Annotated in this window: 11 protein-coding genes; 10 read left to right on the top strand and 1 reads right to left on the bottom strand. The window is 57.9% G+C overall.

All coding sequences use genetic code 11. The annotated features are described in order from the left end of the window. The first annotated feature begins 4 nt into the window (after positions 1–4). From ACN082_RS01750 to sucD, 3 genes are all read left to right on the top strand, one after another. Complete coding sequence (locus ACN082_RS01750) at positions 5–613, top strand: hypothetical protein (protein ID WP_419099128.1); 609 nt, start codon at positions 5–7, stop codon at positions 611–613. 209 nt (positions 614–822) lie between these two features. Further along, the gene (gene sucC, locus ACN082_RS01755) at positions 823–1,989 is read left to right on the top strand and encodes an ADP-forming succinate--CoA ligase subunit beta (RefSeq protein WP_419099129.1); all 1,167 of its coding nucleotides are present in this window, start codon (positions 823–825) and stop codon (positions 1,987–1,989) included. Between the two features lie 36 nt (positions 1,990–2,025). Next, a complete protein-coding gene (sucD, locus tag ACN082_RS01760; protein WP_419099130.1) occupies positions 2,026–2,940 on the top strand; it encodes a succinate--CoA ligase subunit alpha in 915 nt (304 codons plus the stop codon). A 242-nt stretch (positions 2,941–3,182) separates the two neighbouring features. Here sucD and ACN082_RS01765 read toward each other — a convergent pair whose 3' ends face one another. Then, on the bottom strand, positions 3,183–4,304 hold the full coding sequence (locus tag ACN082_RS01765; protein ID WP_419099131.1) for a VIT1/CCC1 transporter family protein: 1,122 nt from the start codon (positions 4,302–4,304) through the stop codon (positions 3,183–3,185). Positions 4,305–4,704: 400 nt separating this feature from the next. Here ACN082_RS01765 and ACN082_RS01770 point away from each other — a divergent pair, with 400 nt between their 5' ends. The 7 genes from ACN082_RS01770 to ACN082_RS01800 all read left to right on the top strand — a co-directional run bounded on the left by ACN082_RS01770 (position 4,705) and on the right by ACN082_RS01800 (position 13,563). Next, positions 4,705–5,208 (top strand): Dps family protein, encoded by a 504-nt coding sequence (locus ACN082_RS01770; RefSeq protein ID WP_419099132.1) that lies wholly within the window; start codon positions 4,705–4,707, stop codon positions 5,206–5,208. Between the two features lie 125 nt (positions 5,209–5,333). Next, complete coding sequence (locus ACN082_RS01775; RefSeq protein WP_419099133.1) at positions 5,334–5,954, top strand: hypothetical protein; 621 nt, start codon at positions 5,334–5,336, stop codon at positions 5,952–5,954. A gap of 159 nt (positions 5,955–6,113) precedes the next feature. Next, positions 6,114–8,702, top strand: coding sequence for an ATP-dependent chaperone ClpB (gene clpB / locus ACN082_RS01780; RefSeq protein ID WP_419099134.1), 2,589 nt, complete (start codon positions 6,114–6,116; stop codon positions 8,700–8,702). A gap of 225 nt (positions 8,703–8,927) precedes the next feature. Beyond that, positions 8,928–9,863, top strand: a complete 936-nt coding sequence (locus tag ACN082_RS01785) for a Sir2 family NAD-dependent protein deacetylase (protein ID WP_419099446.1) — start codon at positions 8,928–8,930, stop codon at positions 9,861–9,863. 240 nt (positions 9,864–10,103) lie between these two features. Beyond that, positions 10,104–10,310, top strand: a complete 207-nt coding sequence (locus tag ACN082_RS01790) for a DUF3073 domain-containing protein (RefSeq protein ID WP_419099135.1) — start codon at positions 10,104–10,106, stop codon at positions 10,308–10,310. 230 nt (positions 10,311–10,540) lie between these two features. Further along, entirely contained in the window at positions 10,541–11,797 is a 1,257-nt protein-coding gene (locus tag ACN082_RS01795; RefSeq protein ID WP_419099136.1) for a glycosyltransferase family 4 protein, read from the top strand. Further along, on the top strand, positions 11,794–13,563 hold the full coding sequence (locus tag ACN082_RS01800; protein WP_419099137.1) for a glycosyltransferase family 4 protein: 1,770 nt from the start codon (positions 11,794–11,796) through the stop codon (positions 13,561–13,563). Before ACN082_RS01795 ends, ACN082_RS01800 begins: the two co-directional genes overlap by 4 nt. Positions 13,564–13,571: the final 8 nt, after the last annotated feature.

Consider the following 13,571-nt stretch of genomic DNA (forward strand, 5'->3'; position numbering starts at 1 on the left):
CTCGATGAACAATGACAGTAGTTTGCCCTCGGTTGCTGAGGAGTTCGCTCATGCCATGGACGAGGTCACCGATACCCGTATCCAGCTTCAGGAAATATCTGACCTGTCGCTCTTCCGGCTTGAAGTGGACCCTGCTAGCTCCGCCGCTCACCGTTTAGAAAAGGTACTGGGAGTTTCCCTCCCCGAATTACCCGGCCAGGTCAGCGGTGACGCATTAGCCCGCTACATGCTCTACGGTACCCGACAGGTCGTAGCCTGCCTTTATGTCGAAGCAGGGGTCTACCTGGTCGTGACCCGCGTTGATCCGGTGAAACTAGGGCGAGCTTTAGCTACTGCCCTAGGGAATGATGAGGGTCTGGTTCTTGATGTATCAGTTAACCGCACCGTCCTTAACCTTAGCGGGCAAGCAGCTGCGCAGGTGATTGACCAAGTTGTAGCTTTTGACTTCCCACCCGATGTCTTTAAACCGGGGCAGGCCATGAGCTGCCGGGTTTCTGAAGCCAGGATTATGCTATGGCGTATTGATGAGATGGAGTACCTCATGGTTCCGAGGGCTTCAGACACAGCACCGTTCTTGGTCAATATCTTGGATGCCTGTGCCCTCCTTAAGTAGCTGAGCCTAGCTCTGCTAACTTGATCGTACTTAACTGGGTCGCTCAATATAACTTGATAAGTTAGCTCCCTTGCTGTGAAGTGCGCTAAAGTTGCTCATGGAGAGGCTTCTGTGTGCTCTGGCTCTCGCTGGGGGCACGTGGAGGCTTCGCATTTGTAAAGGCCTGGCCCACACGGCCCGGCACGACTTCGACGAAGAAGGACACTCCTGTGGACCTGTTTGAATACCAGGCACGAGATCTCTTTGAGAAGCACGGTGTACCCGTGCTCCAGGGCATCGTAGCTACCACCCCAGAAGAAGCAAAAGCCGCTGCCGAAAAAATTGGTGGCGTCACCGTTGTCAAAGCACAGGTCAAGGTAGGCGGCCGCGGTAAAGCGGGCGGCGTTAAGGTTGCTAAGACCGCCGATGAAGCCTACGAGTATGCTCAGCAGATTCTGGGCATGGACATTAAAGGCCACACCGTTCACCGCGTGATGATTGCTCAGGGCGCTGACATTGCCGAAGAGTACTATTTCTCTATGCTGCTTGACCGGGCTAACCGCTCCTACCTGGCTATGTGTTCGGTGGAAGGCGGCGTGGATATTGAAACTCTGGCCGTTGAGCGCCCCGAGGCTCTGGCCAAGGTAGACATCAACCCCATTGAGGGAATTAGCCCCGCTAAGGCCGCTGAAATCGTTGAGACAGCTGGCTTTGCCGAGGACACCCGCCAGGCTGTAGCCGCTGTACTGGTCAAGCTGGGCGAGGTCTACAAGAAGGAAGATGCCACCCTGGTGGAGGTCAACCCGCTGGTCAAGACCGGTGACGGCAAGATTCTGGCACTGGATGGCAAGGTCTCCCTGGACGATAACGCAGAGTTCCGCCAGCCCGATCACGAGGCCCTGGTCGATAAGAGCGCAGAGAACCCCCTCGAAGCCAAGGCCAAGGAAAACGAACTTAACTACGTCAAGCTCGATGGTCAGGTCGGCATCATCGGTAACGGTGCGGGCCTGGTTATGTCCACCCTGGACGTTGTAGCCTACGCTGGCGAGAACCACGGCAAGGTCAAGCCCGCTAACTTCCTGGATATCGGTGGCGGCGCTTCTGCTGAGGTTATGGCCGCTGGTCTGGATATCATCCTCAACGATGAGCAGGTCAAGTCTGTGTTCGTCAATGTCTTTGGTGGTATTACCTCCTGTGACGCTGTTGCTAACGGTATCGTTCAGGCTCTTGAGATCCTGGGCGATAAGGCAACCAAGCCCCTGGTCGTTCGCCTTGACGGTAACAACGTGGAAGAAGGCCGCCGCATTCTTTCTGAGGCCAACCACCCGCTTGTACACCTGGCCGAGACTATGGACTCCGGTGCCGATAAGGCCGCCGAGCTGGCTTACAACGCTTAATTCACCGCGAAAACACAGATTTAGAAGGTTTTTATTATGTCTATCTTTTTGAACAAGGACTCTAAGGTCATCGTTCAGGGCATCACCGGCGGTGAAGGTACTAAGCACACCGCCCGTATGCTGGCCGCTGGTACCCAGATTGTGGGCGGCGTTAACGCCCGCAAGGCTGGCACCACCGTTACTCACAAGGACGCTTCGGGCCAGGATATCGAGCTGAAGGTTTTTGGCTCTGTGGCTGAAGCTATCCAGGAGACCGGCGCAGACGTTTCAATCGTCTTTGTACCCCCGGCCTTTACCAAGGACGCTGTTATTGAAGCGATTGACGCTGAGGTTCCCCTGGTGGTTGTCATCACCGAGGGCGTGCCCGTAGGTGATACTGCCGAATTCTGGGCCTACGCCAAGAGCAAGGTCAATGCTGAGGGCAAGCAGGTCACCCGCATCATTGGCCCCAACTGCCCCGGTATCATTACCCCCGGTGAATCCCTGGTGGGTATTACCCCCGCCAACATCACCGGCAAGGGCAAAATCGGTCTGGTATCTAAGTCAGGCACCCTGACCTACCAGATGATGTTTGAACTGCGCGATATTGGCTTTACCACCGCTATCGGTATTGGCGGTGACCCCATTATTGGCACCACCCACATTGACGCTCTGGAGGCTTTTGAAGCTGACCCTGAGACCGAAGCGATTGTGATGATTGGTGAGATTGGTGGTGATGCTGAGGAGCGTGCCGCTGAGTTTATCAAGGCTCATGTGACCAAGCCTGTTGTTGGCTATGTGGCTGGTTTTACAGCTCCTGAGGGTAAGACTATGGGCCATGCTGGTGCGATTGTCTCCGGTTCTTCGGGTACCGCTCAGGCTAAGAAGGAGGCCTTGGAAGCTGCTGGTGTGAAGGTGGGTAAGACTCCTTCTGAGGCTGCTCAGCTCATGCGTGAGATTTTTGCCTCTTAGAAAGTAGCCTTTCTCTAATTATTAGAAGATAGAGAAGGACAGATAAGTATCTGAGCAGGGGTTGGAGCTATAGGCTCCAGCCCCTGCCTTTTGTCGGTCAACAAGAGCAAGTAGGTCAGGGCTGATGGGCGGGCAAGAACTAGCGGATAGGGGCAAGGCGCTAGCTAGCCTAAAGGGTATTGAGGCCAGGGGGCGGTAGCTTGAGACAGTGGTCCTGAGCGCTTGCTCAGAGAGATTGCTGGCTAGGCCAGAGCCACATTAAAGGCCAGCCCCAGCAAGTAGGTAGCCAGGGCAGCTCCGTAGCCAATAGCTAGCTGACGTAAGCCACGTTTGAAAGGCGAAGCACCGGAGAGTAGGCCCACCACGCCACCGGTTAGCATGAGGGCAAGGCCTACCAGCAACATGGCTAGCAACATAGCGAATGGACCCTGTACCCCAAAGATGTAGGGCAGGATCGGAATGAGAGCGCCGGAGGCAAAGAAGCAGAAGCTTGAGGCGGCAGCTCCCACATCGCTACCCAGCGCACCGTGTTCTACCCCCGCTTCCTGATCCTCCTCAAGGTCGCGGAAAGAGAGTGAGGGGTCGCAGTCGCAGGTGAAGTGCCCAAAGCGTTCCATGGCACGGTGGTGGGCTGCCTCCTCGCTCATACCGCGGGCCTTGTAAATCAGCTCTAACTCATTCTGGTTAATATCGAGCTGGTGGGCTACATCGAGGGTGACCTGGGTGGGGCGGGAGGCATCGAGTAGCTCGCGCTGGGAACGGACCGATACAAACTCACCGGCAGCCATAGAAAGCGCGCCTGCCAACAGGCCTGCGACACCAGAAAGAAGAATCATAGAGTTGCTGACCCCGCTAGCGCCAACACCCATGATGAGCGCAGCATTAGAGACAAGGCCGTCATTTGCGCCAAAGACAGCGGCGCGGAAGTTGCCAGAAAGCTTTTCTCGGCCAGCGGTAGAAAGGGCTCGAATGATTTCCTCATGGATAGCCTCATCGGCTGCCATAGCCTCAGTTGCATCGGGATCCTCCGCGTAGGGGGAGCGTCCCTCGGCTCTTTGGGCTAGGGCAAGAACGAAGACTGAGCCAAAATTTTTGGCTAGAAGTTCAAGAATACGGGCCGAGACCGAAGGTTTGGGCTCAGGAAAAGCGTGTTCTCCAAGAAGCTGGCGCCAGTGATTCTGGTGGCGGTATTCGGCCTGGGCTACTTGGCCTAAGATTTCTGCCTCTTTACCGTGGGTGCGTTCAGCCAGCGCAGCGTAAATGCGAGCTTCGGAGATTTCTTCTGCTAAATAACGCCGCCAGCGGCGAATTTGGGCCTTGCTGGGTGTTGTGCAGGGGGCAGTATATGGGGTGGGTGCTGTCACGATCTTTTACTCTTAGGTCTGGAGCTGGTAGCGCTGGGGCGAGCCCCCTGTGGCTGACTCTTACTCTAGTCATAGACTGGGACCGGTGGCAACGGTCAGCTAGAACCCCGGGGGATATGTTGTAAATCACATAAATGGTTTATGGTCTTTGGTGGGTAGAGCAGGGGCTGGCTAAGATCCCTTTGGGGAGAGTGTTGTACCCAGTCAGTTGCGCTGAGGTTAGCCTTGCTTACCTTCTGTTTTAGGCAGAATACCTTGTCAAATCAGGGTTTCCTTATTATGATTTACTCAGAATAAGCCTTGAAATGGCGGCAGGGACAGCGTAAGGTTGGAACTACACAGCAGGCCGAAACCCACAGCTTGGGATCGACCTGATTACCTAACAGGAAGTTTAAGAATCATGAGCAAATACGCATCATTTACCGTACCGGGCCTCACCGAAGAGTCTGGCCACCACGTAGCTGACGTCCTCCAGCTCCGCCTGCACGCCCTCAATGACCTGCACCTGGTCCTCAAGCATGCTCACTGGAATGTCGTTGGCCCCAACTTCATCGCAGTCCACGAAATGCTGGACCCCCAGGTAGACCAGGTGCGCGGCTTTGTTGATGCCATCGCAGAGCGCATGGCTACCATGGGTGTTTCCCCCAACGGTCTCTCAGGCGACCTGGTAGAAAAGCGCACCTGGGCCGGATATGATGTTGACCGTGCTGACGCTATGACCCATATTCGTGCTCTTAATGACGTCTATAGCGCTGTTATCGAAGACCACCGTGCTGCTATTGCTAAGGTGGGCGATATTGACCCTATTACCGAAGATTTGCTGATCGGTCAGACTGCCGAACTGGAGCTCTTCCAGTGGTTCCTGCGTAGTCACCTCGAAGATGGGCAGGGTAACCTCAGCTAGCAGGTAACCCTCGCAACTCAAAAGCCGGGGTGGCTCACCGTCAAGAGGTGGGCCACCCCGGCTTTGTGGTGCCTGCTTCTTGTGAGGACTAAGAAGGGTGGGCCTAAAATGGGGGAGTGAGCCAAATGCAAAAAACCTCAGCCAATCACCTACCTCCGCAGGGCCCTCAGTCGGGTGCTCCTGGTGAGGCCCGGTCACACCCCTACTTGATGAGACAGGGCGGGCTCCTGACCAGGGCTATTTTCTACCTGGCTGTTCCCTGGGCACTTCTCTCGGCCCTGTGGGTGGTTGCTGGGCGCTCCCTGTTTGGTGCCGACGGTAGCCTGCTGCCAATTTTCGCCATCTCACTAGGGCCGATCCTGGCGGGTTTGATGCTAGCTGCAGCCTACTTCTCGGGCAAAGAAATGAAATTACAAAAAGCTGGTAAACGGGCAGGTCTACCGCCGAGGACCGCGCTTGTCTGGGGTGCCACCTGGCTGATGGCCCTCATCTTCGGTTTTTTGGTCCCCGACCGCCTGGATGGAACTGTTGTCTCGGCGGCATCGTCACTACTGGGGGGTGACTTTATTGGGCTCTCAGCCGGTTTCGGCAACCCAGCCGGTATCCTCACTTACGCCTTTGCAACTGCCTCCCTGCTCCTTTCCCTGAGTAACTGGCGGCGAGCTGAATCGGTCTCCCGCGGTGTCGATGATTCTGTCAAGGAAGAATTGGAGCGGGCAGAATCCATATATGATTTCTTGGATTGAGCTAGCCGGACTCGGTGGATTGGCCTTCTTGCTCGGTGGGTCAAGGGTGGGGAAGGCCTCAGCTACCTGGTGTATATAAGTTGAGTGTAGTAGACTCAATTATGAGTTGAGTGAAGTACACTCAACCTTAGGGAAAAGACCTACTAGCTCAGGAGAAAAATGTCAGCGCAATTCACCAGTAAAAGCCAAGAGGCCTTATCGGCCGCCAACCTTAACGCCCAAACCGCAGGCAACCCCACCCTCGATACACCCCACCTGCTCAAAGCCTTGCTTGACCAGCGCCAGGGCGTAGCGGTTGCGGTCCTCAAAGCCGCAGGGATCGATGTTGATGCACTCTCAGTTGCGGCATCCACTGAAATCTCCAAGCTCCCCAAAGCCTCAGGAGAATCCACCGCCCAAGCACAGCCCTCACGGGCCCTGCTGAGCGCCATTCAAACAGCCCAGGCTAAAGCCGGAACATTCGGGGACACCTACATCTCCACCGAAATCCTCCTGCTCGCCCTAGCTGCAGGTAACGACGCAACCGCCCGTGCCCTCACCGCCGCAGGTGCCAGCGAAAAAACCCTAGAAGAAACCATCCCCCCAGTCCGAGGAGACCGCACCGTGAGCACCCCCGACCCTGAAGGCACTTTCGGTGCCCTCGAACAGTACGGCACCGACCTCACTGCCATCGCCCGCGAAGGCAAACTTGATCCCGTCATCGGCCGAGACAGCGAGATCCGCCGCGTCATACAGGTACTTTCCCGCCGCACCAAGAACAACCCCGTACTGATCGGGCAACCCGGTGTCGGTAAGACCGCCGTCGTCGAAGGCCTAGCCCAACGCATGGTCTCCGGCGACGTACCCGAAACCCTGCGCGGCAAAACCCTTATCTCCCTGGACCTGGGTGCCATGGTCGCCGGTGCCAAATACCGTGGTGAATTCGAAGAACGCCTTAAAGCCGTACTCGAAGACATCAAAAAATCCGAAGGCCAAATCGTCACCTTCATTGACGAAATCCACACCGTCGTCGGTGCCGGTGCCAGCGAGGGCTCCATGGATGCGGGCAATATGCTCAAGCCCATGCTAGCCCGCGGCGAACTACGCCTGATCGGTGCCACCACCCTGGACGAATACCGCGAAAACATCGAAAAAGACGCCGCCCTGGAACGCCGCTTCCAGCAAGTCTTTGTCGGTGAGCCTTCTGTGGAAGACACCATCGGCATTCTACGCGGCCTCAAAGAACGCTACGAAGCCCACCACAAGGTAGCCATCGCAGACTCCGCCCTGGTCGCCGCCGCCAACCTTTCTAACCGTTACATTCCCTCCCGCCAGCTCCCCGACAAGGCCATCGACCTGATCGACGAGGCCGCCTCGCGCCTGCGCATGGAAATCGACTCGGCACCCGAAGAAATCGACGTCCTCCGCCGTGCCGTAGACCGCCTCACCATGGAAGAACTGGCGCTCGCCAACGAAACCGACCCCGCTTCCCTCGAACGCCTAGATGCCCTACGTGCAGATATGGCCGACAAGAAGGAAGAACTCGACGCCCTCAACGCCCGCTGGGAAGCTGAGAAAGCCGGACTCAACCGAGTGGGCGACCTCAAAACCCAAATCGACGAGCTGCGTTCCAAAGCAGAAGTAGCCCAACGCGAAGGCAACCTGGCAGAAGCCTCCCGGATCCTTTACGGCGAAATCCCCGCCCTTGAAGCGCAACTGGCCGAAGCTCAGCGGGCAGAGAGCAGCGCCCAGCAAGAATCCATGGTCTCCGAAGAAGTCACAGCCGACGAAATCGCCGAAGTTATCTCCGCCTGGACCGGTATCCCCGCAGGTCGTATGCTCCAAGGCGAATCCGAAAAGCTCCTGCACATGGAAGAAGAACTCGGCAAACGGCTGATCGGCCAGAAGAAAGCTGTCGCCGCCGTAGCCGATGCCGTGCGCCGCTCCCGCGCCGGTATCTCCGACCCCGACCGGCCCATCGGTTCCTTCCTCTTCCTGGGCCCCACCGGTGTCGGTAAAACCGAGCTGGCCAAAGCTCTGGCTGAGTTCCAGTTCGACGATGAGCGTGCCCTCGTCCGTATTGACATGAGCGAATACGCCGAAAAGCACGCCGTCGCCCGCCTAGTCGGGGCCCCTCCCGGATACGTCGGCTACGAAGAAGGCGGTCAGCTCACCGAAGCAGTCCGCCGCCGCCCCTACTCCGTCCTTCTACTCGACGAGGTCGAAAAAGCCCACCCCGAAGTCTTCGATATCCTGCTCCAGGTTCTTGACGACGGCCGCCTCACTGACGGCCAGGGCCGCACCGTTGACTTCCGTAACGTCATCCTCATCCTGACCTCCAACCTGGGCTCTCAGTTCCTGATCGACCAGAACCTGGACGATGAGAGCCGCAAGAGCGCAGTTATGAACACGGTCAACGCCGCCTTCAAACCGGAGTTCCTCAACCGCCTGGACGAGCTCATCATCTTTGAGCCACTGAGCGCAGAGGACCTGTCCTCCATCGTGGCCTTGCAAATCAAGTCCATGGCCCGCCGCTTGGAGGACCGCCGACTGACCCTGGATGTCACCCCTGCCGCCACCGAGTGGCTGGGACTAGCAGGCTACGACCCCGCCTACGGCGCCCGTCCCCTGCGCCGCCTGGTTCAGCGAGAAATCGGCGACCGCCTGGCACGAGGAATCCTTGCAGGGACTATCAAGGACGGCGACACCGTCCGGGTGGATATTAACCCCGATGTAGCCGTGGAAGGCCTGGTCCTTACAGCCAGCTAACCCTCCTTCACCGCAGGTGCAAGGTCGGTCGGCAAGCTTTCTTCCTGCCCGGCTCGCTGGCGCTCGCTGAACAATTCATGTCAGCCCCAGCCAGCTTGCCTCCCCCTTGCACCTGCCAGGGCTGATGCTGCGGAGATACTCACCTACACTGGAAGAGTGAGAGAGAACCAACCGCATCACCGGGGAGAAAGACTCGATACCCGCTACGCGGGCGAGCCCACCCACCTGACCGAGCAGGCCCACATCGCTGCCACCCACGCCGCCGCCCTGCGCTCTATCGAACGGGTCGTCCACGAAACTACCCCGCCCACCGACCCCGAAGTTGCCTGCCGGGGCATCCAGGAACTCCTTACCGACGGGGCAGTGCTGGCCCTGACCGGGGCAGGCATATCTACCGGCTCAGGAATACCCGACTACCGGGGCCCCGCCGGATCACTGCGCAACCACCGGCCCATGACCTACCAAGAATTTCTCTACGACCCCCAAGCCCGCCACCGCTACTGGGCCCGCTCCTTCGTCGGCTGGCGGCAGATGAGCCGCGCCCACCCCAACACCGCCCACTACCTACTGGCCGAGCTCGAAAACAACGGGCACCTCACCGGCATCATCACCCAAAACGTAGACGGCCTGCACACCGCTGCCGGGAGCCGCACCGTGCTCCCGCTCCACGGAGACCTCTCCACCATCCAATGCCTCGAATGCGGCGCCCAAGAAGCCCGCACCAGCCTTGATGCTCGCATTAACGACGCTAACCCAGGCTACCTTGAGCGGGTCACCGGCCCTTCCCTACAGGTCAACCCCGACGGTGATGTAGACCTAGACGCTACCTTTATCCGCGACTTTCAGATGGTCGGCTGCCTTGCCTGCGGCTCCACCCGCCTCAAACCTGCCGTGGTCTACTTTGGCGAACCCGTCCCCGCCACCAGAAAAACCCGTGTCCAAGACCTCCTAGAGCAATCCCGCTCCCTGCTCGTACTCGGATCGTCCCTGGCCGTCATGAGTAGCTACAAGATAGCCCTCGATGCCGTCCGCGCAGGAAAGCCCCTGGCCATCATTAACCGCGGACCGGGCCGCGCTGATCGCCGCGCAACCTATCTTTGGCGCGAAGACCTTGCAGAAGCGCTTTATCTGCTCAGGGGCAATTCCTCAAGACTCACTTAACTCTGGAGACTAAATCTCTGAATCTAGAGCGTAAAAGGGTGAGCTTCCTGGGTGGAAGTAGCTCGTAATATGAGGGCTCTTCCCTATTTTTTATGCTTCTTACATCTCACTGGGCGAACAGACAAGCAAATATGCTTAAAACAAGGTACCCTTGTATACGGAAAAGACTGAAAGATTTTCTGGTTCTCCCTTGAGCACGGATGGGTAGCCAGATACGAGCGATAAAGAGGGGGTCTCGCCATGGGGCGCGGCCGTCAAAAGGCTAAAGCAACTCGGCAGGCTCGGGAGATGAAATATTTCAGCCCCGATACTGATTACACGGCACTCGAACGTGAACTGAGAACAAGTGGCAAATCCAAGCCTAAGGCGTCTGCTCATCACTACGATGATGAGGACGACTACTCGGATTATGTGGATAAGTACGCCGATGAATACCTGGAGAAGTAAGACCGCCTCCTTATGATGCGGGTTCTTACCTCACCCAGCCCTAAAGGGCCTGCTGGCAGCAAATGCTAGCAGGCCCTTTTATTTTATGCCCCCAGGAAGTACTGTCCCAAGGAGAAGAGGCAAGACGAGGGTTTTTGACAGGCATAGGAGGGCTTAAAAGGGGTACAGTTGAGGTAGTTACAGACCCAATAATCGCCCTTGGCCAACCACACCCAGCACACATCATCTCAATGAAAATACTTGTCGTTACGCACTACTATCCGCCCGAAATTGGTGCGCCTCAGCGCCGTTGGTCGGCTCTGGTAAAACGCTGGCAGAAATCAGGACACCAGGTGACCGTTTTCTGTCCGCCGCCCCACTACCCGGATGCGGAGGCCAGCCGATTCCTGCGTGAAAAGCACCGGGATACTCCGCGTATTCACCGGGGTAAGTATGGGGAGCGTGTCTTACGTCTTCCCTATCTTCTCCACGGTCCTTCTGGAGTAACCCGGTTGGCTGATCAGATTATTACCGCTACCAGCTCGGTGGGTAAAGCCTTGATCCTGGCTCTCGGCGGGGATCGCTTCGATGTTGTTGTTGCAACCGTCCCGGGGCTGCCTTCGGCCTACGCCGGTATCGCTATTAAAAAGCTTCTGCATGTGCCCCTGGTTCTTGAACTGCGCGATGCCTGGCCCGATATTGTGGCCAGACCCAGCCAAGAAATCAGTGGTATCGCCCTGCGTGAGCGGGTAAAGCGCCGCTTCTCACGGTCCTTTACCCGAGCGCAGCGGCAGGCCGACGTACTGGTTACCGTTACTCACCGCTTCGCCCGAAAACTGCGTGGGCGCAACATGCAGGAGGTCGTAACTATCACTAACGGGGTCACTCCAACTATGTTTCACAGCAGGATAGATCCGGCCCCCCAACGCCCAGGGCAACTCCGTCTGCTCTATTCTGGGACGGTTGGTCGTTCCCAGGGGCTTATCACCCTCTTGCAGGCTCTAGAACTGGCCCAAAAAGCCCAACCCGAGACCCGCTTTAAACTCCGTATTGTGGGGGAGGGAGCAGAACGGCAGATGCTCCAGGACTACGCCAGGGCAAGGAACCTACCCGTCAAGTTCCAGCCTTTACAGCCCCGCTCGCAGGTCCGTAAAAACTATAAATGGTGCGATGCCACGATTGTTTCGCTCAAAAATACCCCGGCTTTTGAACGCACCGTACCCTCCAAACTGTATGAACTGCTGACCGTGCCCCGTTTTCCCATAGCCCTGGTCACCGGCGAAGCTGCTGACATTATGCAAGCGGTGGGGGTAGGTGCCCTGGTAGAGCCTGAGAACCCTCAGGAACTGGCTGACCTGTGGTGCCGCCTGGCAACCGATCGTTCACTGCTCCAGGTGGGTCATGCAGGTCGTGACTTTATCTTCAAGAACTATAACTACGACCAGCTAGCCCAGCGCTACCTCACGGTGCTCGAAAAGGCGGTAGAGACAGGCAGGACACACTCATGAGCCTGCCACAAGGAGCATCACAGCTAGCCTACCTGGCAAAGAATGCGACTCTTGCCGTCCGTATTAGTGTGGGTGCCCTGGGCACAGACCCCGCCGTTTTTGCGGTTCAAGCCTCGCGGCGGCTCCCCGCTGGCCCCCGTCAGCTTCTGGGTACCGGTCTGAGCCGTACACCCTGGGTGGGAACCCAAGCCATGGGCGCACTGATGACCGGGGATAAGGAAGCACTGGCGCTTTCAGAACAGCGCCTTCGGGCAGGGCAAAGACGCGCAGATAGTATCAGCACCCGGTTGGGTTGGGAGGTACTGGCTGCTGCCAACCTGGTTGACCTGGAACACGACAAGAACCTGCCCCCGGTTACCCTGGCGCGGGCGCTGTGGTCGGCTGGTCGTCTGACCGAAGCATGCGCGATAGCAAACACCAGCGGAAAGAAAAGACTGGCTAAAAAACTCGCAGCTGAGGCCACCCTCCTGCAAGAAACATGGTTTCCCCAGCTGAACGAAAACTCACCGGCTACCGGCGCCGCTCGGCCCGGTCGTAGACCCTTTGCCCTGCACCTGATTACTAACTCTCTACCTGCAACCCAGTCTGGCTACACCCTACGAACCCACCGCCTACTGACCGCCCTGGCGCAGCGCGGGGTAAACCTGCGGGCAGAGACCCGCACCGGCTACCCCGTGACCGTCGGTAAGCTCGATGCCCTCCCCACCGCAAGGGTCGAAGGTATTACCTACCGGCGTCATCTACCCTGGAAACTGGCGTCGTATCAGCCCCAGAAAATCGAGCAGTGGGTCAGGCACCTAGCTTACAGCTACGCGGATAACCCGCCAGCCCTCATCCATACCACCACCCATTTCCATAACGGGCTGGTGGCTCGATCCCTGGCCCGGTACTGGAATATCCCCTGGGTCTACGAGGTACGCGGTATCTTGGAAGAAACCTGGCTTTCCCACCAGCCTGAGGCACGCCGCGAGAGCGCCGCCGCCAGCGAACGGTTCGCTCTCACCCGTGCCCGGGAAACCCAGATCATGCAGGCCGCTGACCACCTCATTACTCTCTCCGAGACCATGAAGCGTACCCTGGTGGAACGGGGCCTGGAGCCTCAAAAAATCACGGTGGTTCCCAACAGCGTTGATGAGAGCCTCTTTGACCTTGACCTGACCCCGGCTCAGGCCCGCCAGAAACTGGGGCTGAGCGCTGAGGGCTTCTGGTACGGCTCGGTTAGCTCACTGGTGCCTTATGAGGGCTTCGATACCCTCATCCGGGCGCTAGCGGTTGTGCGCCAGCAGGGTATTGACGCGCGGCTGATGCTGGCCGGTGACGGTAGTGACCGGGTGCGTCTTGAAGCTCTGACCCGCTCCCTGGGCCTAGAAGAATACACCGTCTTTTTGGGTAAAGTAGACCCACACACCGCCTACACAGCCCACCAGGCTCTCGACGTTTTTACTGTGCCCCGAACCCGCGATAGGGTCTGCCAGAGTGTCACCCCGCTCAAACCCATTGAAGCTATGGCGCTGAACCGGCCTCTGCTTGTGAGCGACCTAGCCCCGCTGACCGAACTTGTTGAGAACCGGGTGACCGGACCCACCGGCCTAATCGCCAGTGCAGGGGACCCCGGCTCTTTTGCCCGGCAACTGTGCGCTCTGGCAACTGATGAGGACCTGCGCCGGGGTATGTCCCAGCAGGGGCGTATTTTTGCTCGAACCCGCACCTGGGCACAGAACGCCCGTACCGTCCAAGGAATCTATAATCGGCTGACTGACTCCTAAAAATGCTC

Source organism: Rothia sp. CCM 9417 (assembly GCF_048513575.1).
Lineage (GTDB): Bacteria > Actinomycetota > Actinomycetes > Actinomycetales > Micrococcaceae > Rothia.